The sequence below is a fragment of the Parabacteroides sp. Marseille-P3160 genome (assembly GCF_900162725.1).
In the GTDB taxonomy this organism is placed as follows: Bacteria; Bacteroidota; Bacteroidia; order Bacteroidales; family Tannerellaceae; genus Marseille-P3160.
Genome location: NZ_LT799418.1, coordinates 489,899 through 515,358, shown reverse-complemented (window position 1 = coordinate 515,358; position 25,460 = coordinate 489,899). Strand labels below are relative to the sequence as shown.

12 protein-coding genes are annotated in these 25,460 nt (G+C 41.4%); 2 read left to right on the top strand and 10 right to left on the bottom strand.

The annotated features are described in order from the left end of the window. Nucleotides 1-197: 197 nt before the first annotated feature. Nucleotides 198-4,220, top strand: a complete 4,023-nt coding sequence (locus tag BQ8014_RS02055) for a hybrid sensor histidine kinase/response regulator transcription factor (RefSeq protein ID WP_234997958.1) — start codon at nucleotides 198-200, stop codon at nucleotides 4,218-4,220. 85 nt (nucleotides 4,221-4,305) lie between these two features. On the opposite strand, the gene BQ8014_RS02050 is transcribed toward BQ8014_RS02055, so the two are convergent. From BQ8014_RS02050 to BQ8014_RS02015, 8 genes are all read right to left on the bottom strand, one after another. Continuing rightward, nucleotides 4,306-5,406, bottom strand: a complete 1,101-nt coding sequence (locus BQ8014_RS02050) for a PepSY-associated TM helix domain-containing protein (RefSeq protein WP_080902906.1) — start codon at nucleotides 5,404-5,406, stop codon at nucleotides 4,306-4,308. Nucleotides 5,407-5,525: 119 nt separating this feature from the next. Beyond that, a complete protein-coding gene (locus BQ8014_RS02045) occupies nucleotides 5,526-7,913 on the bottom strand; it encodes a TonB-dependent receptor (RefSeq protein ID WP_080902905.1) in 2,388 nt (795 codons plus the stop codon). A gap of 266 nt (nucleotides 7,914-8,179) precedes the next feature. Next, on the bottom strand, nucleotides 8,180-9,376 hold the full coding sequence (locus BQ8014_RS02040; RefSeq protein WP_234998103.1) for a glycoside hydrolase family 88 protein: 1,197 nt from the start codon (nucleotides 9,374-9,376) through the stop codon (nucleotides 8,180-8,182). Nucleotides 9,377-9,414: 38 nt separating this feature from the next. After that, complete coding sequence (locus BQ8014_RS02035) at nucleotides 9,415-11,340, bottom strand: heparinase II/III domain-containing protein (RefSeq protein WP_080902903.1); 1,926 nt, start codon at nucleotides 11,338-11,340, stop codon at nucleotides 9,415-9,417. After that, nucleotides 11,337-11,855, bottom strand: coding sequence for a glycoside hydrolase family 20 zincin-like fold domain-containing protein (locus tag BQ8014_RS02030; protein ID WP_080902902.1), 519 nt, complete (start codon nucleotides 11,853-11,855; stop codon nucleotides 11,337-11,339). The genes BQ8014_RS02035 and BQ8014_RS02030 overlap by 4 nt, the downstream gene beginning before the upstream one ends. A gap of 161 nt (nucleotides 11,856-12,016) precedes the next feature. After that, a complete protein-coding gene (locus BQ8014_RS02025) occupies nucleotides 12,017-13,738 on the bottom strand; it encodes a RagB/SusD family nutrient uptake outer membrane protein (protein WP_080902901.1) in 1,722 nt (573 codons plus the stop codon). A gap of 15 nt (nucleotides 13,739-13,753) precedes the next feature. After that, nucleotides 13,754-16,951, bottom strand: coding sequence for a SusC/RagA family TonB-linked outer membrane protein (locus BQ8014_RS02020; protein ID WP_080902900.1), 3,198 nt, complete (start codon nucleotides 16,949-16,951; stop codon nucleotides 13,754-13,756). Between the two features lie 137 nt (nucleotides 16,952-17,088). Further along, entirely contained in the window at nucleotides 17,089-19,128 is a 2,040-nt protein-coding gene (locus tag BQ8014_RS02015; protein ID WP_080902899.1) for a beta-glucuronidase LacZ4, read from the bottom strand. A 438-nt stretch (nucleotides 19,129-19,566) separates the two neighbouring features. Between BQ8014_RS02015 and BQ8014_RS02010 the strand changes: the two genes are divergently transcribed. Continuing rightward, a complete protein-coding gene (locus tag BQ8014_RS02010; protein WP_080902898.1) occupies nucleotides 19,567-21,066 on the top strand; it encodes a cobyric acid synthase in 1,500 nt (499 codons plus the stop codon). Between the two features lie 6 nt (nucleotides 21,067-21,072). Here BQ8014_RS02010 and BQ8014_RS02005 read toward each other — a convergent pair whose 3' ends face one another. Together BQ8014_RS02005 and BQ8014_RS02000 are read right to left on the bottom strand one after the other, a co-directional pair. After that, entirely contained in the window at nucleotides 21,073-22,416 is a 1,344-nt protein-coding gene (locus BQ8014_RS02005; protein ID WP_080905761.1) for a TolC family protein, read from the bottom strand. After that, entirely contained in the window at nucleotides 22,413-25,460 is a 3,048-nt protein-coding gene (locus BQ8014_RS02000) for an efflux RND transporter permease subunit (protein ID WP_080902897.1), read from the bottom strand. The genes BQ8014_RS02005 and BQ8014_RS02000 overlap by 4 nt, the downstream gene beginning before the upstream one ends.

Here is a 25,460-nt window from a genome sequence, read left to right as displayed (position 1 = left end):
GTTTAACAGACTCATCATTTTGGACGATAAATATAGGCAAAAAGTTTGACTCGCACCCAACTCTATTCTCAAAAGCAATGAGAAAAGAGGAGCTCAGTAAATTAATTATTTTTTCGTATATTCGTAAGCTATTTTCGTACATCTTGACTACTATTAAGAGATATCGTTAAAACCGGCAACTCATATATCCGTCGATTATGAAACAGAGATACCTGATTCTTCTACTATATATCTGCGCATTTACTCCCAATATATATTCCATTTACTTCAAACATATCGGGATGAAAGAGGGATTGGCCCAATTAGCCGTCATGTCAATCTATCAGGATGAGTTTGGTCGCATGTGGTTCGGAACAGAAGAAGGATTAAGCATGTATGACGGGAACGTTACAATCTCATTCAAACCGACAAATAGCCCAAAGGTCCTGTCTCCTGGAAATGAAACATACCCTCTCACCGGAGATAAAAACGGTAATTTATACTTTATTTCCGATTATTCCGCTTTACTCCGATATGATTTCAGAACCGAACGCTTTGAGAAACTGATTCCCAATAATATAAAAGCCCTCCTTTTTCATGACAATCGACTTTGGTTTGGAATAAATGACTCTATCTGCATTTGGAATCCGAAGGAACAATCATATGATTTTATAGTAAAAGTCGAAAACTTCTCCATTCAGAAAATATTTATCGATTCCAATAAGCAACTGTGGATTGGTACCAAAAACGGTTTGCTCCTCAAGCAGGGGAAAGAAATTCAAACAGTCATTCCCAAAGAAGATATTTACGAACTGTTTGAAGATACCCAAAAAAATATATGGATTGCCACTCGTGAAAACGGAATGTATAAACGGGATAAAGAAGGAAGGATTAAGAAATTCATGCATGATTCCCACAATTCCAACAGCATTTCAAGCAACCATATCCGTTGTTTTGCCGAAGACAGCAATGGACAAATATGGATAGGAACCTTTCTCGGACTTAATGTTTTTAATCCGAAGACGGGAGTATTCAAGGTCTATTCAAAAGATGTAATCCCCGGTAGTCTGGTCCATTCTTCCATATTCTCTATCTATAAAGATAAACAGGGAAGCCTGTGGATCGGTACTTATTATGGAGGCGTAAACTATTTTAATCCGGTTGCGGATGTATTTACCTACTATTATGCCGATACTTCGCGTACCGATTGTATAAGCAATCCCTTTGTCGGACATATGGCGGAAGATAAGGATCATAATCTTTGGATTTGTACCGAAGGAGGAGGATTGAATTTTTTTGACAGAAAGAAGCGTAAATTTACTCATTTCATCGCTGGAGAATCGGGCAATTCAATATCACACAACAATTTAAAATCCATCTGTTACAGTCCCGAACGAAATAAATTATATATTGGTACCCATATCGGAGGATTATCTATTTATGATATTTCAAGAAAGAAGTTCCATAACATAAAAACAATTTACCCATCGGATACACCTGAACTAGCAGATGATGTTATAAATCAAGTGGGGATTTATAAAAACGAATTCCTGATTTTCTATACTCGGAAAGGGCTCTTTAAAATGTCTCTCGATGACGGGAAAATTTCCAAATTATTTAAGAAAAACTATACTCCGAATTCTTTTTTAATAGATTCTAAAAATAACATCTGGCTTGGGATAGGTTCCGGTATAATCCGCATTTATCTGGAAAATGAAAACGATCAGACACAATATAGCCTGCCGGGCAACGGCATAAAGAATTATTCGGTTATTAAGATATTCGAAGATAATCAAAACCGTATTTTCTTTGGAACAAGAGGATCCGGGTTGTTCGAAATAAGAAAGGAAACGAATTCATTTGTGAAATACAGTGCCGAACAGAATTTATTACAAAGTAATTATTGCTATGATATTGTACAAACGAAAAAAGGATCTTTACTTATATCGGGAGATAAAGGCATTAGTATTCTCTCACCTGACAAACAGAAACTTGAGGTGATAGAGTTGGGAATAGCGCTCCCTATCTCCGGCATTAATTACGGATGTGGAATGTTTGTCTGTCAAGATGGAGAAATCTTCATCGGAGGAGTAGACGGACTTACCTCTTTCCATGAAGAATCTCTTTTCTTGTCTAAAAAGAAATATAAATTATACTTCTCTTCTTTATCCGTCAACAACGAGTTGGTACATCCGGGACCTTCCTCAAAAGTATTGAAAGAAGCCTTACCCTATACAGAGAAAATAACTTTAAAGTATAATCAGAACAACTTGATTTTCACGTTCACGACCAACAACTATGTAAGCTCACTCGAAACACCTGTATATGAATACAAAATGGAAGGCTTTGATGAAAAATGGATATTAAATACAGATAAAAAGATATCATATACGAATTTAAGCCCCGGAAAATACAAGCTATCGGTTCGGCAAAAACAAAATTCAAACATGCCGCAAGTAGAACCTATCCAACTGGAGGTTATTGTTCAATCACCGTTTTATGCCACCCCTCTGTCTTATGCGTTGTATATTCTTGTATTTTTAGGAATAGTCTATACTTTTATCCGTTTTAAACATGCCGAAATCCTTTTAAGTACTTCTCTTGAGTTTGAAAGAAAGGAGAAAGAGAGAATAGAAGAACTTAATCAAGAGAAGTTACAATTCTTCTCCAACATTTCCCATGAATTCCGAACTCCATTGACTCTCATTATATCACAGATAGAACTACTTTTGCAAAACAACCGTTTGGCGCCTTCTCTATACAACAAGCTATTAAAAGTCTACAAGAATTCGTATCAGATGCGTAATCTGATTAGTGAATTATTAGACTTCCGAAAGCTGGAACAAGGCCATACAAAATTGAAAATAGCAGAAAGGAACATGGTTCCTTTTATCAAAGAGATCTATCTTTCTTTTCTTGAAATTGCTAAGAATAAAAATATCAGTTATCACTTCCAAACCTCACAAGAAAGCGTTTTATGCTGGATTGATTCGAAACAAATGCAAAAGGTAATCTTGAACTTACTATCGAATGCATTCAAATATACCGGATCCAACGGAATGATCGATATCATCCTTGAAGAAACGACGGACGAAGTAGTCATAAAGATTATCGATAATGGCATCGGTATAAAGAAAGAGGAATTGGATAAAATTTTCAATCATTTCTATCAAAGTGAAAATGAAATAAACAGCTCGACACAAACTATCGGAAGCGGTATCGGCCTCTCTCTTTCTAAAAATATCATAGAACTGCACAAAGGGGTTCTTCAGGTAGAAAGTAAACCCGGATACGGAAGCATTTTTTCCGTACGATTAAAAAAAGGAAAAACACATTTCGAGCGGGGGGAAGCTGTATTTGAAAAAGAAAATTCTTCTGTGATAGATATGGAACCCATCTTAACCGAATCATACGATAACGGAGAAACGGTAGAACCGGAGATGGAAAATTATATCCTGACAAATGAAAAAGATGCATCTTACAGTATCCTTATTATTGAAGATAATGAAGAACTCCTTCAAATATTAGTCTCTCTATTTCTTCCTGTATATAAGGTATGTATAGCTAAAAACGGGAAGGAAGGACTGACAAAGGCGGTAGAAATCATGCCGGATATTATCCTGAGTGACATCATGATGCCTGAAATGTCCGGCACGGAAATGTGTTTGCGAATAAAAAGCGATCTTAATCTTTCCCATATTCCGGTTGTACTCCTTACGGCGCTCACTTCACCGGAGCAAAACCTCGAAGGCTTCAAGCACGGGGCAGACGCCTATATCACCAAACCTTTTAATTCAAAAGTACTGCTTGCTTGTTGCAATAATATTGTGCGTAACCGCCTTATCATCAAACAGAAATTCAGTCAACAGGAAAACTTCGAGACAAGCCTGCTGGCTGATAATCCCATGGACCGGGACTTCCTTCGGTCGGTTGAGAAGATCATCCAAAAAAATTTAAATAATACGGTATTCGACATGAATCTAATGGCCCAACAACTTGGAGTCAGCCGAAGTTCATTCTATGCGAAATTCAAGTCTTTGACAGGTATGACGCCCAATGATTTCGTATTGAATTACAAACTTAAGTTGGCTGCCAGATGGCTAAAGGAGAAACCGCAAATGCAGATCATCGAAATAGCAGAGCAGGTGGGATTTGAATCCGCCCGCTATTTCAGTCGTTGCTTCAAAGAACAATTTCACATGCCTCCCAATGAGTACAGAAAAAAAGGCAATGAAAACTGAATGTAGCATTCCTTTTTCATAAAGAGGTATAGAAGCTATGGAAGCAAGATTATACATTCCGCCTGCAAACCGGGGTATTTTCCAATCACCCCTTTCCCTTTTTTCTCCTTCCCCACCAGATATAGAAACCTGTTAAGGAAAGGCTTGAGGCAATCAGGCCTCCTAAGAATGTGACAAATTTGCCAACAGGCCCCATCCAATTCCCCATATGCAAAACCCAAATCGTATTCTCAATCTTTTCGTGCTTCAAGGCAGGCTCCGGTATCTCGATTTCTTCTCCTGAAAAGCGGTTATATACTTTAAAGACGGGACGTTGTGCACTTTTTAAGCCGATCCGATCGGCTACTCTGAGAGAATAATATCCACTGGAATCTAATTTGTAGGTTGCCACCTGCACTTCACTCTTTTGAGGATACCGGTCAAATGTATTTTTGATTAACCGGTTTAAATCGTATGCTTGTTTATCCGGCTGAAATCCGGGCAATTGCTTTTCCCATTGATGAGAGGTATCCGCTCCGGCGGATTTCAGCACCAAAGCCGATAACGGATTAAAGGCTATAAGTAATCCTGTGATGGATAATAAGAGAATGACACCCAGGGCATAAAAGCCTAATACCTTATGGAGATCGTAGTTAAGACGTTTGGCGTTTGATTTCCATTTGATCTTAAACGAACTATTCCTCGAAGAGCGGTTCCATCTCTTCGGCCACCATAAAATAAGCCCGGTGATTAATTCCAGAATTAATATAATCGTTGCTATATCGATAATCCACTGCCCTGTTTTACCCAAAAGTAATGAATTATGTAAATGTGCCGTGATATAAAAAAAGTAAATGGTTCCGTCGTCTTTCAGGATTTTCCCGGTATAAGGATCCATATAGACCATCCGCAAGCCGTCTTCTTTTCCATACGTATTAAACCGGACACTACGTTTCGGATCTTTATATGCAACCATATAACTGACCGCTTTACGCTGTGGGTATTCCTTTTTTATAATATTTATCAATCGGTCAACTGGTAACCTTTCTTCTTTTATCTCCGAGACATAGCAAGCTTTGCCTGCTGAGAGATCCATGATTTCATCACTATACACTATGATTGTACCGGTAATGCAAACAAAAAACACAAGTAGGGAAGAAATAAGGCCCGGATATAAATGGAGCCATGAGATTAGTTTCTTATTCATTCTAAATCTTATTATTTATTCTTCTTTTGACATTCATACTGCCCGGATTAACCGGCCTTATAAAATAAAGTTGTTCCGGCGGAATATATCGCCGGAATAACTTCAGGAAAATTTCTTCATTAAAACTTATAAGAGATATTTGCCATAAACTGGCGCGGGTTTTGAGGTTGTCCATAAACGCTCCAATAAGTAACATCCGTCAAATTATTGACTTTTAAAGTTACTTTATATTTCGGTTGGTCATAAAACAAACTGGCACTCAATAAGGTATAGTCCGGGACATAAAAATCGTTTACCATATTCAGATTAGCTTTACCCACATAATTCACACCGGCGCCAAAACCTAATCCCTCGACTTTTCCATCCAGAATTTTATAACTTGTCCATAGACTAAAGATATTATCAGGAATAAAGTACATTTTTTTATTCTGGTAAGACTCGTTGTATCGGGTATATTTATTTTTATTCGTCCCGAATCCGGCAACAATATTCAGCCCCCTCACCGGATTAGCAATCACTTCAGCTTCAAAGCCTCTGCTATATTGGGTACCGTCTTGTTCCGATGTCCCGTCATCCAACGTTCTTACCAAATTCTTTACTTTGATATCGTAATAGCTGATCGTACTGGTTATTTTTCCATCTAATAATTCAAACTTAAATCCGCCTTCTGCCTGATAAGATTGTTGAGGATCCCATTTCCTTATCTCCCCATTCGAACCCATAGACGGCGCGACATTCGTAAATCCATTGGAATAATTACCGAAAAGAGAAATCTTATCTTTCCATAATTTGGCGACAATTCCAAATTTAGGAGAGACTTGTACCTGATGGTAATCGTCATCCCCCTTCACGCCGTTGGTCACGGTTTTCTGATTTTTATATCTGTCTACACGCACACTCGCCATGGCAACTAACCAATCCGTAAAATCGATAACATCGGAAGCATAAGCGCTTATCGAATAATCACTGTTTTTAATGCCTGTCGTTGAAATTCTTTCCAACTTATTCACTTCCGTACGCGTAATCGGTTGCCAAGGTGTAGTATCATCCAGCGTCACATCATCGTAAAAAACAAAGACCCTGGAATATGTATTATCCTTAAACGTTCCATATTGATAGAATGTGCTCCGAGCCAGTATATCAAAACCTCCTACAAACCGGTTGCGTATCTTACCCAGATTGAATTCGCCGATAAAATTCTGCTGGAAATTATCCGTCTTCATTTCGTATACATCAAAAGGCCTTATGTAACGGGAGACTTTGGTATTATCCGTGTTGTACATCAAGACGAGAAAAATCGATTCTTTTTCACCCGATTCACCATGTTGGTAAGATGTTCTTGAAGTCCAGTTGTTCGATATACGGTGCTCTACTTCGGCTAAGGCATAGTATGAAGTACGTTTGGTTCCGATATCATTACTCGTAAAGGCACGTCCGTGTGAAGACTTAAGATCCTTCATGGATTCGTAATTCAGCAATTGGGAATTCCGTACATAAGCGTTCAGCGTTTTATCCGGGGTGTAAATATCGGCATCAAAACGAACGGTCGTACGTTCGCTCGTCTTAAAAGCCAAACTTGCCGCAAAAGCCAAACTTTTCATATAACCCGCATCCTGGAAACTATTCTGCGTATGCGCTACCCCGTTGAAACGGGCCAATGCCGTACGGTCTTTATTCAACGGAGTGTTCAGGTCTACCGTAAACCGATTTAATCCCCAGCTTCCGGTCGTATAATTAACATCACCTCTAAAGCTTTCATAGGGACGCTTTGTTACGGTATTAACAACTCCTCCATAAGTCGACATCAGCCCTCCGAATAATGTCCCGGCAGGCCCTTTCAGTATTTCGATGCGCTCTACGTTTGCAATCTCGGTTTGGGTCCGTGGATTTACAATCAATCCGTTCCTAAAGGTTGCATTACCGGTGAAACCTCTCAAGGTAAAGTCATTACCGCTATCATTTACTCCGTTGTTAGCAATAACTCCAGGTACATTAGATACGGCCGAATTCAAATCCGTCGCCACTATTTCCTGCATAAAATCTTTTGAAACGACACTATAAGCGCTTGGGTTTTCCATATCCGCAAGCGGCATACGGGCGACTGTTGCGGTCATCTTTTTCGAAAACTTATTTTTTTGTATATCCGCCACCACGACTTCCCTGAGCCTTTTCGAATCTGCATTAATGATAAGGGTACCCACATCTAAACTTTGACCGGACACTACCACAACCTCCTTCTCTATCGTAATATATCCTGTATAAGTAACGATCAATGTATATTTTCCCGCAGGAGCTTGAAAAGAAAAACGACCGTCATCTGCTGCCATATCCCCGTATTTCGTATCCTGCAAAAGTACCGAAGCGTAGGAGAGAGGTTCATTATCACTTGTCTTAACATAACCCATAATGCGCCCATTCCTGCTTTGAGAAAATAACGACGAAGAGAAAAACATTAAAATGGAAAAGAAGAGAATAACTATTCTTAAATCTTTAAAACCTATTTTCATTTTGATTTGATTAAATTAATACACTTTTACGCCCACAAAAGTAGAATTAGCTTCTTCTTTCCACAATCACCATTCATTGCTATTTTTCATATGAATACAAGAGGAAAATACCTATTGCATGCGATTGCTGAAAAAATGATAGTTATGACTGCGCGCAGTCATAACTATGAAACGAAAAATTCATAACTGTGAACGCGTTCATTCACAGTTATGAATTTTTACAGGATTTCCGTCTCCTTTCGGCAATCGGTTCTAAGTTAGTAATTCTAATTTTTTACGGTCTCCTCCAAGTCACGTTTACGTTTAAGGGCTTCCAAAAAATAATAATCGGCATAGTTGAGAGGAACATCCACCTCTGCCTGGTGAGGAATGCTTCCGACCGAGTGCATCAATATGAAATTACCGTTTTCCCCTAATTTAGCCCGGTAATCCGGCGAAGATAAGGAGACAAGGATACGATCCGCATAATTTCTATAAGAAGAAGCATTTACCGTATCTAATGTACTCATCATATATAAAGCGGAAGCAATGCATGAAGCCGAGGAAACATCCCTCAAGGCATCCGGAATGTCCGGAGCATCCATATCCCAATAGGGAACAAGGTCTTCAGGCATCACAGGATGATTCTTCATAAATTGAAAAGTTTTGCCCGCCTGATCCAGGTATTTCTTTTCTCCTGTTTCCCGATAACAAAGGGCAAAGCCATAAATCGCCCATGCTTGCCCCCGGCTCCAGGCAGATTCATGCGAATAGCCTTGCGCCGTATGGCGATTTCGTACTTTACCGGTTTTCAAATCATAATCCACCACATGATAACAGCTCCCATCCGGACGGAATTGTTCAGCCAGGGTACGGTCGGCATGTGAAACGGCTATCTTATAAAAAGAAGAATCTCCGGTCAGCCTGGTCGCATTGAACAGCAATTCCAAATTCATCATATTATCAATGATTACCGGACATTCCCATCCGCGCTCCGACTGCCAGCCCTTGTCTACATTCCAGGATTGGATGATACCCGGTACCGGACGGAAACGGGTGGACAACGAGCGGGCGGCATCGACAATCACGTCTTTGTATTTCTCATTTTTTGTCAACCGTAGTCCGTTTCCGAAACTGCATTCAATAATAAAACCGACATCATGATGCCAATTCAGATCTTTTGCTCCTTTGATCGCTTCAGTATATTTATCGGCAAGAGGCAACAGGGCAGAATCTCCGGTCAGTTCATACAAATACCAAACGGAACCGGGGAAAAATCCGCTGCGCCAATCGGTCATATCGCAATAGAAAACCGATCCGTCCGGTTTAAGAGTCACCGGATTTAATATTTTCCCGCTGGCTTCAATCGTTTTTATCGCATTTCCCAGTTGCTCCTGCGCAAAACTGATATTTTCCTGAATAAAAGGATCCTGCTCCTCGACTTGCTTATGGGTATGGCAAGCTGTCAACAGAATGGCACACATGAAAGTGGTCAAATTCTTCATCTTTTTCTTTGATTTAATTATTTTATTTGCTGAACGGTATATTTATATTTTCCGATTGTACTTACTTTCTTAGCCGTTAATGATACCCTATAGACCTCATTGCCCCAAACATTGGACAATCGCGGGTCTTCTATGGAAATCGTCTCAATAGAAACATCGAACGCCTTTTCGTCATAGGAAAGCATCGCTTTCTGGTCTTTAACCGCAATTTTAATTTTTCCTTTCTCGGAGAGATCGACCTTTCCCCAAGTCAGGAAATTGATTCGGTTCGGTTGAGCGGCTTGCTCCAATGCGTAATTATCTTCAATCAATAAACTATTTTTAGAAAGCGTATACGAACGAATCCATTTTTTCACACGGGCCTCGGCCGGATATGCCTGAGCTATATTGGCTGAAAAACTCATTTGCTTTGCTTCGAATTCCACATCAGTCGCCTTATACTGAGATCCGAACGCTTGGGGAATTCCGTTAATCATCGGCAGATTATGATAATTACTCTGCATAGTCCAGATCGTATACCGCTCGCTACTGAATGTCTGCCGGGTATAAGTACCTACACCGGCATCGATAAAGACAGGTATTGTGTTCAGATAAAGAGAAAAAGTACCTACGTCATTATGGTTATGGCTCTCATTGTTATAGCCTCCTTTCGTTGCCAAAAAGAACCCGGATGAATTCGTCATATAACAAAATTCCGTCTCCGGGTACCAGGAATAAGGAGCCTGCTGAGGCTTTCCCTGCATCTTATTCAGTTCATCGGCATATAGTATATTCTGCAGGGAACGGAAGATATCGCGGCTCGTTGACAATTGCTCTTTCTTTTGGTTTAAATAAGCAGCCTGTTGCATCATCCTGTCGCTCTTAACGGCTTTCCCGTATCGATAGATCAAAGGAGCATCCCCTCCCCCTCTGGCGGAAGCGTCTGCAAAATTGACAACCCACCCGTTTCCCACGTACGAACGTACGATATACTCTCCCATATTTTTAATCATGGGTTGGTCGAAAACGGAGACTTTCCCTCCGGTTCCGTCGGAAAGGATTTGTAAATAATCATACATCTTACCGGCAGCATGTCCCCAATAAGAAGGACCTTCTTCACAACCGCCGTCTTCATGGGTATAATTGATAAATTTATCGACCGAGGCCATGGTCCGGTAAACAGCTTTAGCTAAAGTCTCCCGGTCATTCTCAAGTAACAAAAAGCACTGCAACACATTGAAATTACACCACGGATTCCAGTTGTTCACCATAACACCCGGTTTCCAATCGAAAGCCATCCACCAAAAACGATCCTCCTGCATATAAGGATCCAAAATGCGCTTTTGCAACTCGTATCGTAACCGTTCCGAAATAACCGGGTTTACTTTGTCAAACTCTTTGTGGAAGAAATAATAAGTCCATGCAAACAGGGATCCCATATCTCCTGACATAAGATCAATAACATTTTCTTTATAATCCGGTAAAGAACGTTTGGAGTGTTGAGCAGTTAAATGAGCTGAAAGTACCCAGGAAGTCATTTCACACGAAGTAAAAACACCATTAATCAATTGATCCATAAACCGGCCTTTTCCTTCGGCCAATTCAGCAAAGAAAAGGTCGGTTACTGCCGTTACATTGCTGCCCAACGGATCCTCCATAATCCGGCGGTCTCCGCTTCTCTCAAATTCAAGATAATCGGTAGCCTTCACGACTTTCCACTCGTAAGTAAGGGCTTTCTCTCCTCTTTGTATAAGAGTCTCCTTATTGGAAGCGCCTAATAATTGCTCCCAACCGTTCCGATCAGAATATACGGGATAAGGTACCCATTTCTGATCCATTATCAGAGCAGACTGAACCTGCTCTAAAGTCGCTGCCTTTTGTAATAGATTCTTTTCCGTATAAGCATGTGTCGAAAAAGAGCAAAGGAACAAAAACAGGAAGATTGTATAAAAAGATATTTTCATGTTTTAATGGTATTAGTTTCTATTTTCATTCTGTTACAGTATAAATAGCACTCTTTCTGCCTGAAGGTAAAACGAGGCTCGTCATTGATAACGACTTGTGGAAGTGATAACTTACCGGATTCATTCCTGGAAATTAATTGCAGAAGCGTTTGGACTCCGTAAAAGACTCCGGTTTCTCCTCCTTGAATACGAACTCCATCTTTATCTATTTGTAATTGATAGGACTCTGATTTCATGGAGTCGTCAACAATCAATCGAATTGAGTTTTTACTTGCCGATCCTTTTTTTAATTGTACCCCATAATTAGCAGACAAGAAATCTGTCAAAAGAGAAGCTGTCTTATCCAGTTTCGAGGGATAATGCAAACGAATAGCTGATGAAAGAACAAATTCGCCGGAAAGTACCTCTGCTTCCTTAGGATCAGGGATTAAAGATAGTCTATGTTGCTGTAACTGCGATAAACACACAAAATTAGATATTATCACGGTGAGTAAAAGGACAAGATATTTCTTCATTATTTAATTTGTATTTGAAATGTTCTTACTCGTATTATCCGTTTATATCATTTCCAAGAAGATAACGAGCAGATCTGTTGGGTTCTTTAATTGATTCTCGCCAACAACAAAAGGAAAAAGTCAGAAGAAGAGGTATGACAACCTCTTCTTCTGATAAAAGATTAATACCAACCAGGATTTTGAGTCAACAAATCATTTGTTTCAATTTCCTGTCCGGGTATCGGCCATAAATAATCACGGTCGTCAAATTTACGAGTATAAAGATTCGCTCCGATCAGAGACTTCTCAACCACATTGTTCAACATGGATTTTGCCAACCCCCATCTTTTTAGATCGCTAAAACGATGTCCTTCGCAAGCCAGTTCAACCGCTCTTTCATGCATGATACGTTCAAACATTTCTTCTTTTGTCGTTACCTTTAACCATTCGGAACCACTATTCAGGGCCGGCATGTTGGTAGAAGAACGTTGTCTAACTTTATTTAACTCGACCACCGCTTTGTCCAATTGCCCTAATTCATTATAGGCTTCCGATAACATAAGCAGTACATCAGCCAAACGAATAATCGGAAAATTAAAAGGAGTATGTTCCCGGTTGGTTAACTCTCCATTCAGATCTCCTTCCGGAACAAACTTCCTCCAAAGATAGGTATACCATCCCTTATTATTTCTGATTTGTCCGAAATTTTCATTTGTTCCCGGAGCAACGACAAACAACATTTGCCGTTCTTTATTTGCATTCCAACCTAAATAAGTAGAATAAGGAACGATTAAAGTTTGCAACATCCGTGGATCGCGTTTCGCATAAATAGAAGCCAATAGCGCCGTATCAGGAACAGAAGTCAATACCCCATTTGTATGAGTAGCAAGGAAAGCTTTACTCTTTACCGCATTATCTTCATTAAACCGTGGAATAAAGTCATTCCAATTGAATTTTTTCCCGTCTTTCAGTTCATACATATCCGCTAATGCGGCAGAAGGCATTCCATTATTCCAACAACTCCCGTATGTACTGCGAGTTCCAATATAAAAGGCAAACGGCATTCCATTATCAATTCCTACCCCTCCTTTATTTTGAATAGCAAATATCATTTCAGAACTGGCATGACCTTTTTGATTAAATAAATCTGCATAATTGTCATATAATTGATATCCGTAGGAATTCGTTTTATTATAAACTATTTCCTCAAAATCAGCAACCGCCTTTTGCCATTCTTTATGGTATAAGTAAACTTTGCCACGTAAGGCATAAGCCGCACCCTTTGTAGCACGTCCGTAATTATCAGTAGACCAGGAAACGGGTAGCCCTTGGATCGCTGCATCCAAATCCTTTAGAATAAAAGCACGTACATCGTCTTCCGAACTTCTCAGATTTAACAGGTTATTGAAATCAGCATTCAAATCAACCGACTCATCATATAAGGGGACTCCTCCAAAAAAATCAAGCAAATGGAAGTAATAGAGAGCCCGCATGAATTTAGCCTCTGCAATGACTTGTGTTTTTACTTCTTCGGAAATCGTCATGGTCGCAACATTCCGGATCACCGTATTTGCCCGTTGAACGCCGTCATAAGTCATTTTCCAATGATTAACCACAATTACTGAACGGTCATTGTAAGATCCGAGAAAAGCCTCCTGATAGGATTGAGCATCATAACCGATGCCGATATCTCCCATATTGTCAAACATAAAAGCTGTACCGAAGACATATTGTTGTTTTGCCTGTCTATAGACGCCCATAATCGCCTGTTTAGCATGCTCCTCAGTCTTCCAAAACGTTGAGGAACTGATTTGTTCGTAGGGAGCCGTGTCCAAATCATAACAACTGTTCAAAGAAAGGACTCCCGCAAACAGAAATAGATATTTTATTATAGTTCTTTTCATGATAATTTTTTTTTATTAGAATGATACACTCAATCCAAAAGTAGTCTGTTTCATAATAGGATAATTTATACCACTAATCTCCGGATCAAATCCTTTATATTTAGTAAAAGTGAAATAGTTCTCCAAATTAGCATATACCCGGATATTATCAATTCCGAAAGGCTGAATTAGCTTCTTCGGTAACATATAACTTAATTGGATGTTTTTCACACGTAAATACGATTTGTCTGTCACCCAGAAATCACTGTACTGCGTATTCAATGTTTTTGAAGATTGTAACAATCTCGGATAAGTCGCATCTGTTCGTCCTTCATACCAACGGCCTTCCGCAATCTCTTTATTAATATGGTTACCGTAAACAACGACAGGTCTGTAATAATTATCTAACCAAAAGACCTTATAACCACTTACCCCTTGCAACAATACGGATAAATCAAAACCATTCCACTCTGCGCCCAGTGACAAACCATAATTAACGCGTGGTGCCGTTCCATGACCGAATGTATATTTATCATCATTGTCTACTATTCCATCACCATTCAGATCTTTATATAATAGATCACCCTTGGAAGGTGTCCCGAATGTAGCAAATGGATTTTTCTTTATTCCTGTTGCCTCATCAATAGGAGCTTCATCTATCATTTTCTGGACCAGAGCTAAGTCTTCATCTGTTTGAATAATACGATCTACCGCCAATACATATTGCACATTGATTGGTAATCCCTCTTGTATTACATTTGCACCACTGATCGTTTTTTCCTTACCCTTAAATTTTGTGACCTTATTATCCACAAAGCTAAAGTTTCCGTTGATACGGTATTTAACATTTCCAATTTTGTCATTCCATCCCAAGGTCACTTCAATACCTCTATTCCTTACCTCTGCCGCATTTTGTTTGGGGATGGAAGCATTTCCGACAACCAAAGGAGCAGGTAGATTAATCAAAATGTTCTTCGTGTTTTTATTAAAGAAATCGATTGTTCCGGATAATCTAGTTGAAAGTGCATCAAAATCAAACCCTAGATTGGTAACATAGGTACTTTCCCAGGTTAATATAGCATTAGATAAAGCTGTCTGCGCAAAACCGACATTCAAGGTATTATTTAATATATAGTTGGATGCAGCATAAACGGCCTGGTAATCATAGTTTCCTACCGAATTATAGTTTTCCACGGAATATTCATTTCCACTCGAACTAAGAGTACCAACTGAATTATTACCTAAAGAACCATAGGAAGCGCGTACTTTCAAATTATCCAACCATTGAATATCTTTCATAAAACCTTCCTCCTTTATCCTCCATGCAGCAGAAAAAGAAGGGAATGCTCCCCAACGGTCACTTCCAGTACGGAAACGGGAAGAAGCGTCATATCTTAAATTTGCTTCAAATAAATATTTATCCTCCCAATTTAAATTTAGGCGTCCGAAGAAAGAGCGCATAGCCCAGTCTGTAGCCGTACCTGTAGCTGTAGCATCCAACGTGGCGGCATTTAATACCGTAAGACTCGGGTCTGTAAGATCATATTTCTGAGCTTGGAACCATGACTGTTTATAATATTCCTGACTAGCTCCTACCATTACATTGTATGAGAGTTTATCAAACAATTTATTTTCATAACGGGCCGTTCCATCCATAAAATAACGGTAATACTTCTCATTACGATTTAAGACATAAGTACGCCCGGTTCCACTTACAGCAATTGCGTTTGTTAGAAAATTCCAACGATCAATGAATACCGGCTGTTGTTCCCGTATCTTATCTCTAAAATCATAATTATAAGAACCTTCGATAGTAAGGCCTTTTAGCGGAGTCATTTTTCCGAAAAAACGTGCTTGTATCCGATTCTGTCGAACATCTCCTTTTACAGAATTTACTTGAGCAAGTACGTTATTAGATTGTGGATCATCTTCTGAATTATTAGGAGCCCCATATCTTCCATCCGGAGAACGAAGAACCATGCCTGGTGTACTGGCGGCCGCATATGTGAAAACATTAGAATCTAATAATTCCGTTCCTATATCAGAAGAAGACACAAATCCGCTCACATTCATGCCTAAAGTAAGCCAAGGTTTTACGGCAGCATCTGCATTGATTCTCGCCGTATATCTTTCAAAGCCTGAATTTTCGATAATTCCCGGATTATCCAAATATCCGAAAGAACCGAATAAATGCAATTTATCTGTTCCTCCGCTAATAGAAAGATTATGATTTTGCGATAAATTGGAAGAAAAAATTTCTTTCGTCCAATCTGTATTCGGATATAACAATTGATCTCCATTTTCATTGGCTCTCCATAGGTCAATCGAGGTCTGCGAAAATTGTAATTGTGCATTCGGATCCGTATTTCGGGTTGCTTCATTATATAATTCCATATAATCTGCGTAATTACTAATCGATTCTATCAGATGAGCCGCTTTCTGAGTGCTCAATTGTCCATTATAATTAACCTTGATAGAGCCTTCTTTACCTTTCTTGGTTGTAATAAGAATAACGCCATTTGCTGCCCGTGAACCATAGATAGCGGAGGAGGCTGCATCTTTCAAAATAGAAATACTTTCCACATCCTGGGCATTGATATCGTTCATGCTTCCTTCTACTCCATCGATAATAACCAATGGATTCGAATTATTCAACGTGCCCTGTCCACGAATTCGTAAGGTGGCTCCATCTGCTCCGGGACGGGCATTACCCTGATTAACGGAAAGTCCGGCTGCTAATCCATGTAAGCTAGAAGACAAAGAAGTAATAGGTCGAGTCTCTGAGAGTTCACTCATATTAACTGCTGCCACAGAACCCGTCAGGTTTACCTTCTTCTGTGTACCGTAACCAACGACGATCACTTCTTCCAGGGTTTGCAAATTCTCTTTTAATTGAATACTAAACGTCCGTTGACTACCCACTGTGATCTGTTGCTCCACATATCCGATATAAGAAACGACAATGACGGCATCAGGAGAGACTTCCAAAGAAAACCGTCCGTCTATATCCGTAAGGGTCCCTCTCGTAGTCCCTTTTTGCACCACATTGGCTCCAATAATAGGTTCTCCCGATGCATCGGTAATCGTTCCGCCAATTTTAATATTAGATTGTTGCCCCACTGATAATATACCGGAATCTTCCGGATTTGGTCTTTCGGGACTTGCCCCTGCCATTCCCAGCGGATAAAGAAGAGCAATGACACAAACCAGTAACATTTTAATGCATTCTTTCATAAATGAATAATTTAATGGTTAATAGTTATAAAAAAACAAAAACAAATGTAGCCCGGAGGACAAGTAAGCATAGACATTATTTGTCCTATTAACAGGCGTTATTTGTCCAAAAACGACTTTTTAACTACTTTGTAGAATCATCTACACCACCATACGACCTTATCCTGTAATTTTATTTTAGAAATGGAACTACGTATTTCGATCTCATTCTTCCCTTTAGACAAATCAACATTCTTCCATTGGAAAGTGGCATAAGCATCCGGAAATTGACGTTCAATAAAAATACCATTCACATAGAGATCCAGAGAGAGCAAATTGGAAAAAACCATAATGTCCGTCTTTCCTTGGGGACGTTCGCGGTGACGGCGGCCGGAGATGTATATGAATTTATCTTCGTTGTTCCAATTGGCTTTATAAAAGTAATAAGCGTCCTTTTTTACTTTGCGGTCAGCCGTAACCAAGCCTTTATCATTGACTCCCGGCCGGTCTCCTTCCGTCCGGTGGGCTGCTCCGAAATCAAACATCACCCAGATAAAAGAGCCCCAAATATAAGGCCGTTCGGATATAACCTTCCAATTTTCCCTATGATAATAGGTCTGCCAGTTTTCGGGATGCCACCAGCCGGAAGCCTGTCCCTGTTTAACCGAATCCTGTTGATGATAAATACTGGCTCCTGCTCCGTATTCACTGATCGCTATCCGGAACTCAGGGTAAGCGGCATGCACTTTATCCGCCCACTGTCCCAAAAGCTCCGGTGAGCCTCCGTACCATCCATAATATTTGTTCCAGGCAATTAAATCACTAATCCGATTAATAGGATTTTCATCTTCCAGAAAAGAAGCAGAGGTGGTCAAACGGCTCGGATCTTCCTCATGCGCCAAAGCATTCAACTCTTTTATATATTCAACCGGGTTATCTCCCACCGTTTTCAACTCGTTAAATAAACCCCAGAAACAAATGGAAGGATGGTTGAAATGTTGCCGTATAAGCTCTTTGAGTTGCTCTTTCCCGTTCGAGCGGAAAGAAGCTTGATTCACATATCCTTGGTCAGCATATCCGCCGGGACCGACAAGAGGTATTTCCGACCAGACGACAATGCCGTATCGATCCATCAATTCATAAAAATAGGATGCTTGTGGATAATGGGACAAGCGTACGGCATTGACACCCATTTCTGCCATAATCGCCGCATCTTCTTCATGATGTTCTTTCCAAAGGGCGTTGCCCCGTTCCGCCCGGTCTTGATGACGGCATACGCCCCGAAGTTTTAAAGGTTCGCCGTTTAAAAAGAAGCCTTTGTTTTCATCGACATGGTAAAAACGAAGTCCCAAGGGCTGAACGATTCGGTCAACTTCCTTTCCTCCCGATAAAAGAGAGACTTCCACCTTATATAGAAACGGATCTTTACGCCCATTCCACAAATGGGGATTTTTTAGGGTAAAAGGTATTTCGACCGACTGATTATCTCCCCTGCTTATATCCTTCCGAATAGATTGTTCCTGGATTACTTTCTGATTATCACTTACCTTTACTCTTATTTCTACCGGTTGAGAGGATTCGATTGCACTCGACAGTACAACTTTCGCTTGTATCTCCGCCAATTCTTTCGTTATCTTCTTCTGGGTCAAATAGACTCCCGGCGAAGCATAATCGGTAAGCGAAATAGAAATCGGATCAGTGACAATCAGATGCAGGTCCCGGTAAATTCCGCCGTACATATTGAAGTCTCCAACCAATGGTATGACATCCAAAGTCAAAGCATTACTTACTTTTACCAAAAGATTGTTGTTTTCACCATATTTCAGAAAACGGGTAATTTCAAAGACGAAAGCGCCGTATCCCCCGCGATGCTCTCCCACATGGGCCCCATTCACAAAAAGATCGGTAACGGTATTGGCTCCTTCGAAACGGAGATAAATACGTTTATCCTTCCATTCCGGCCGGGCGAACAATTGCTTTTCATAATTTCCCATACCCCGATAGTAATCCTGTTTGCCGGAAAGCGCATCCATCGCATTCCACGTATGAGGCAAGTCTACCCGTTGCCCGCTATTCGGCTGTACCTGATAAGAAAAACGGAACGTCCAGTTCTCATTGATTAAAATATCCTCTCTTGAAGCCTTCGTCATAAAGGCAATATTCAGAACTAACAGTAGTATCAAACAGGTTCTCTTCATAACAAACGATTTTCAACAAAAATAGAAATCCTTCTCCGCTGTCAATAGATCAATTGTCCAAACTAAGGTATATGATTGTCTGATCCCGCCTTTTTAACATAGATGCAAGGATAAGCAACGATTATTTCTACCCGGGATATTTATAAATCACCTTTTTTATGTAGGTTTGTACAAGCGATCAAAATTACCGGACAGAGCCGGATATAAAGGAAGAACGGGCAGGAAAGGAACAAATGATGTATTCGTATAATGAAATGAGTATACCCGATGGGAAGATCCGCCGTACTGAATGATTGCAATCAGCATACTCAATCGTTTTTTTGACAAATGTCAAAAAATAATTTAGCAGGTGTCAAAAATATAAATGGGTCTGCTGAAACAAGAACTTGGCACAAGTGATTTAGGAAAAGGAACGTACTCATCCGAAATAGAGATTAGATGGGAAAAAAGAAATTAAGGCCGTTAATGCTGGTAGGCACCGGGAGCGATGTGGGAAAGAGCGTCATAGCGACCGCCTTTTGCCGGATTTTCCTGCAGGATGGCTACCAACCGGCACCCTTTAAGGCGCAAAATATGGCGCTTAATTCGTATGCCACGCCTGAGGGGTTGGAAATCGGACGCGCCCAGGCGACACAAGCCGAAGCCGCCGGCATCCCCTGCCATACGGATATGAATCCGTTGTTGCTGAAACCAACTTCCGACAAGGTATGCCAGGTTGTACTCAACGGTAAACCGGTGGGAAACCAGAGCGCCCAAAGCTATTTCCGGAAAGAAGGACGTGAGATCTTCCGGCAAGCGGTTCATGACGCTTTCGACCGATTAGTCAGCCGCTATAATCCGATTGTGATGGAAGGCGCCGGAAGCATCTCTGAAATCAATCTTCGCGACGTAGACTTGGTTAATCTTCCGATGGCACGCCATGCAGGAGCCGCCGTGATCCTGGTGGCGGATATCGACCGGGGCGGCGTTTTCGCTTCGGTTTACGGTTCCATCCAATTATTGACGCCGGAGGAACGTCCGCTGATCCGGGGAATTCTGATCAATAAATTCCGGGGAGATATCCGCCTCTTTGAATCCGGTGTCCGGATGCTGGAAGAGTTATGCGGCATCCCGGTAGTAGGTATAGTCCCTTATTATAAAGATATTTATATCGAGGAAGAAGACTCCGTTTCTTTAGAGACCAAACAGGTACAGGCCGCACACGGAAAAGTGAATATTGCGGTCGTCTTATTGCGCCATCTCTCCAATTTCACCGATTTTCAGGCGTTGGAACAAGACCCGCGTGTTCACCTCTATTATACAAATAACACGAAAGAGATAGAAAAAGCCGATATTGTTCTTCTTCCGGGAAGTAAAAATACGATCGGCGACCTCTATGAGCTGCGGCACAATGGCGTAGCGCAAAGCATTGTCCGCGCGCATAAGGCCGGGGCTACCGTTGTTGGTATTTGTGGAGGATACCAGATGATGGGACGGGAAGTCTGCGATCCGAAACAAGTGGAAGGAAATATCGAACGTCTGCCGGGACTTGGATTGCTGCCGGTTACAACCGAAATGGAAGGTGAGAAAGTCACGAGACAAGTCCGTTTCCGGTTTTTACCCGCTCTTGAGGAACAGTTCTGCTCCGGTTATGAGATTCACATGGGAAATACGGTTCCTCTCCCCGATGTTTCCGTCTCACCCCTCAACCAAAGGAGCGACGGAGAAGCGGATGGATATTTTGCCTCCCCGAAATGTTTCGGCACGTATATCCACGGCATCCTGGATAACGCCGCTGTTATCAATTACCTGCTTCGCCCCTATGTGGATAAGCTGACGGATGTTCCTTTCGACTTTCAATCTTTCAAGGAGGAGCAGTACGACAAGTTGGCCGATCACGTCCGCTCCCATGTCGACATGCCCCTTATTTACGGGATGATGCAACCGGCAGTGAAATGAAAAAAATTATTCCGGAGAAGGATCTGCTGGATTTAAGAAATCAAGGATTTGCCCGCTAAGTTGAAGAAGAGAGATTTCACAGATCTTAGTCGAATATTCTGCAATGGACTGCCGCTCTTCGGCCTCAAGCAAGCTGTTCTGTGCTTCCCGAAGCTCGATTCCGGACAGGTCTCCCAATTTATAACGGTCGATGGCAATTGAGAAATTCTCCTGCGCCGCGACTAAATTCTCTTTCTCCAGACTCCAGAGATTCAGGTTGTTCTGATAGGCCATCCAGAGGTTACTCATATCGGCGCGGATTCCAAGTTCCATTTCCTGTCGACGAAGCTCCTGGTTTTTAATTTGAATCCGGGCGTTACGCTGCTCCCTTCGCCGATTGAAACCATCGAAGAGATTGAAGCCAATCGTTACTCCGTAATTCAGCCCCAATCGTTGTTGCCAATCATAGTTTCCTATTTCATACCAGTTATTGGTGAAACCATAGCCTCCGCTGAGTTTAACAGTCGGATAGTTACGGCTCTTCGCTTTTTTATAATCCAGTTCGGAGAGTTGTTCCTCTTTCCGAGACAGCAGCAGTGAGACATTGTTCTCTTGTGTCTTTTTCCAGAGATCCACTTCGTCCAGAAAAGGATTGGGACTAATTAAAGTATCGCTGAATTGAATATTTTCTTCCACATTATCAAGTGCCATCAACTGATTCATTCGAATACGGGAAGTATGTACAACCGCCAATTGATTGATCACATCCGAACTGTCGGCATTAAAGTCTACCTGTGCCTGCTGCAATTCCAAACGGGAGCCAGCCCCGATATTATAGCGTTCTTCTACGATACGAAGACGCTCTCTCGAGAGTCGCAAGGTAGAACGAAGATTATGCAATCGTATTTTTTGCCGGATCAAGTTATAATATTCACTGGAAAGGTCGGCGACAAAATCCTCTATCGTCAGACGGGTATTCAGCTCGCCTTTCCGTTGAAGTTCTTTCAACTTATCATAAGTCGCCTGAATGCCGAAACCGTCAAAAACAGTCCAGTTAAGATTCAAACCGACATCCGCCGTCTCCGAATTTACACCGGAAGCCTTTTCGGTTGTTCCGTTGGTCAGCCGATCCCGGTTTTGGGTGGAACTACCGGAAAAACCACTACTGAGGTCAATCATAGGTAATGCACCGGCATTGCCCAGCGTGGCATCATTTGCACTGATCTGTTGTTCATTACGGATAATGCGGATCGAGTAATTAGATTCCAACCCCTTTTCGATACAGTCTTTAAGTGTATACACTTTCTGTGCACCAACAGAAGTCGCAATCAAAAGAAATTCTATAAAAAATAATATCCGGAAGCCTTTCATAACATCATTTCTTTCTTCTTTTTCTGTTGTAAATTCGTAGAAATAAAGCAATACATTGCAGGAACAATATAAAGCGTCATAAAAGTAGAGATAATCATCCCGCCGACAACGGCAATTCCCATGGCGATTCGTCCCTGTGCACCTTCACCCGAGGCATAGACCAAGGGTAATAAACCTAAGATCGTACAAAAGCTGGTCATCAGGATCGGTCGTAAACGTTGCGCGGAAGCTTCCCGGATCGCATTGTCGAAAGGATGTCCTTCATGTTGTCGCTGATTGGCAAATTCAACGATCAGAATTCCGTTCTTAGCCACTAATCCAATCAACATAATGATTCCTATCTGACTGAAAATGTTCATTGTTACTCCTGAAAAACTCATAAAGGCCAACGCCCCGGCAATAGCCAGCGGAACTGTAAACATGACGACCAACGGATCTTTGAAACTCTCGAACTGGGCCGCCAATACGAGGAAGATCATAATCAAGGCCAATACCATGGCAAACATCAAGCTGGAGGAACTCTCCCGGAATTCTTTCGATTCCCCGGAAAGAGCCGTCCGAAAACTGGAGTCCAGCGTCTTGGCTGCAATCCGATCCATCTCATCCAAGCCATCCCCAATCGTGTAACCCTTATTGAGCCCGCTGGAAACGGTTGCGGAAACAAACCGGTTGTAACGGTACAACTGTGGAGGCGCTACATCTTCTTTCAGTGTGACCAGATTATCAAGTTGGATCATGTCATCAGTATTACTCCGTACATAAATTGACTTTAAATCCAGAGGTTGATTACGTTGCTGACGGTTGATATCCCCCAATATCTGATATTGTTTTCCATTGAGATAAAAGTATCCCATACGTTGTCCGCTCAATGCATATTGCAAAGTCTCGGCAATCTGCTGTGTACTGACTCCCAGCAGGGAGGCCTTGTCCCTATCAATCTCCACCCGTATTTCCGGTTTCGTAAACTTCAAGTCTACATCTGCCATCTGAAAAACAGGACTTGCATTCACCTCTTGCATAAAAGCGGGTAAAAATTCCTGCAACTTTGCCAATGAGGGTGCCTGCAAAACATATTGCACCGGCATACCACCCCTCCGGTCACCAAAGGTCGATTGTTGTTGCACAAAAGCGCGGGCCTCGGTCTCCTTTCGTACTGCCTGCGAAAGCGTTTCGGCAATTTCCATCTGCGTACGTTCCCGCTCCTTGATGCCGGTTAAGGCTAAAGTTACATTTCCGCTTCCTTCCCGGGAACGAGTCGTAATAGATTCCCGTTCAGGCACCAAAGAATCAGCCAACGCTTCAATTTTATCGGTATAATCGCGTATAAATTCATAGGTAACTCCTTCGGGTCCCCGTGTATTGATAATAACCTGCGAACGATCCTCCAAAGGAGATAATTCAGAAGGAATTTTCTTCCAAAAATATACGATGGCAAACAATAGTATCAAAACAATCGGCAACGCCCAAATCTTCTTTTTCAGAAAAGCATCCAATGTGAGTGAATAATAATGATTCATTCCGTCAAAGAACGGGGATGTTTTCTCATAAAACCAATTTTTCTTCTTTTTCTGCTTTAACAATTTCGTGGCCAACATAGGAGTAAAGGTCAAAGCGACAAAAGCGGAGATAGCGACCGAACCGGCAATAACAATACTAAATTCCTTAAATAGGCGTCCGGTCATTCCTTCCATAAAAACAATCGGAAGAAAAACGGAAATCAACGTAATCGTTGTAGAAACGACGGCAAAAAAGATTTCGGTCGATCCCTTTACTCCGGCTGCTTTCGGACTCATCCCTTCCTCTATACGTACGAAAATATTCTCGGTCACGACAATCGCATCATCAACCACCAACCCAACAGCCAATACGACCGCAAGCATGGTCAAGACATTAATGGAAAATCCGGCGACATACATGACAAAGAAAGCTCCGACCAAAGAAACCGGAATCACAATGATCGGCACAAGCGTCACACGCCATTCCCGAAGGAAAAGAAAAATGATTAATACAACCAATGCAAAAGCGATATAGATTGTTTCTTCTACCTCTGCAATAGAAGCGCGTATAAAACGGGTATTATCGATAACCATCTCGATGGTCACATCTTCGGGAAGGTCTTTCTTCAGTTGTTCGATACGTTTGTAAGCTTCATTGGCTATTTCAATATGATTTGCTCCCGGCTGCGGGATGATGACGTCCATCACGACGGGCACTCCGTTCTTTTTCATTATACTCCGGAGATCTTCCGGAGCCAGTTCAGCACGCCCGACGTCACTAAACCGTACAATATTATTTCCGTTTTTCTTAATGATCAAATCGTTAAATTCCTTTGCCGTGTGCATTAATCCCAACGTCCGGATAGATAAAGACATCGTATTTCCCTCGATACTTCCCGAAGGAAGTTCTATATTTTCTTTATCAACGGCATTCTTTACATCCAACGGGGTCACGCCGTATCCGGCCATCCGAATCGGATCAAGCCAAAGACGCATGGAATAACGCTTCTGTCCCCAAATATCAACGGCGCTTACATTCGGGATCGTTTGCAACCGTTCTTTTACCGTCAATTCAGCGATTTCACTCAACTCCATTAGGGAACGTCTATCACTCTGTACGGCAACCCGGAGAATCGGATTGGCATCCGCATCCGCCTTGGAGACAACCGGCGGATCACAATCCCGAGGCAAATATCGTTGCGCCCGTGATACTTTATCGCGGACATCGTTGGCAGCCGTTTCCATATCGACGGACAATTCAAATTCCACCGTGATCCGGCTACTTCCCTGACTGCTGACACTGCTTAACGAACGAATCCCCGGAATCCCGTTGATGTTTTGTTCCAAGGGTTCGGTAATCTGATTCATAATTACGTCCGCATTCGCTCCGGGATAGGTTACATTAACAGATATAATCGGTTGATCCACACTCGGATATTCCCGAACGCCCAGAAAACGGTAACCGATCATCCCAAATAACAAAATAATCAACACCAAAACGGTGGAGAGCACAGGACGGTTAATACTCGTTACAGATATATTGCTCAT

Coding starts and splice junctions, on each gene's coding strand:
- BQ8014_RS02055 (WP_234997958.1), top strand. CDS start 198: ATGAAACAGAGATACCTGATTCTTCTACTATATATCTGCGCATTTACT.
- BQ8014_RS02050 (WP_080902906.1), bottom strand. CDS start 5,406: ATGAATAAGAAACTAATCTCATGGCTCCATTTATATCCGGGCCTTATT.
- BQ8014_RS02045 (WP_080902905.1), bottom strand. CDS start 7,913: ATGAAAATAGGTTTTAAAGATTTAAGAATAGTTATTCTCTTCTTTTCC.
- BQ8014_RS02040 (WP_234998103.1), bottom strand. CDS start 9,376: ATGTGTGCCATTCTGTTGACAGCTTGCCATACCCATAAGCAAGTCGAG.
- BQ8014_RS02035 (WP_080902903.1), bottom strand. CDS start 11,340: ATGAAAATATCTTTTTATACAATCTTCCTGTTTTTGTTCCTTTGCTCT.
- BQ8014_RS02030 (WP_080902902.1), bottom strand. CDS start 11,855: ATGAAGAAATATCTTGTCCTTTTACTCACCGTGATAATATCTAATTTT.
- BQ8014_RS02025 (WP_080902901.1), bottom strand. CDS start 13,738: ATGAAAAGAACTATAATAAAATATCTATTTCTGTTTGCGGGAGTCCTT.
- BQ8014_RS02020 (WP_080902900.1), bottom strand. CDS start 16,951: ATGAAAGAATGCATTAAAATGTTACTGGTTTGTGTCATTGCTCTTCTT.
- BQ8014_RS02015 (WP_080902899.1), bottom strand. CDS start 19,128: ATGAAGAGAACCTGTTTGATACTACTGTTAGTTCTGAATATTGCCTTT.
- BQ8014_RS02010 (WP_080902898.1), top strand. CDS start 19,567: ATGGGAAAAAAGAAATTAAGGCCGTTAATGCTGGTAGGCACCGGGAGC.
- BQ8014_RS02005 (WP_080905761.1), bottom strand. CDS start 22,416: ATGAAAGGCTTCCGGATATTATTTTTTATAGAATTTCTTTTGATTGCG.
- BQ8014_RS02000 (WP_080902897.1), bottom strand. CDS start 25,460: ATGAGCAATATATCTGTAACGAGTATTAACCGTCCTGTGCTCTCCACC.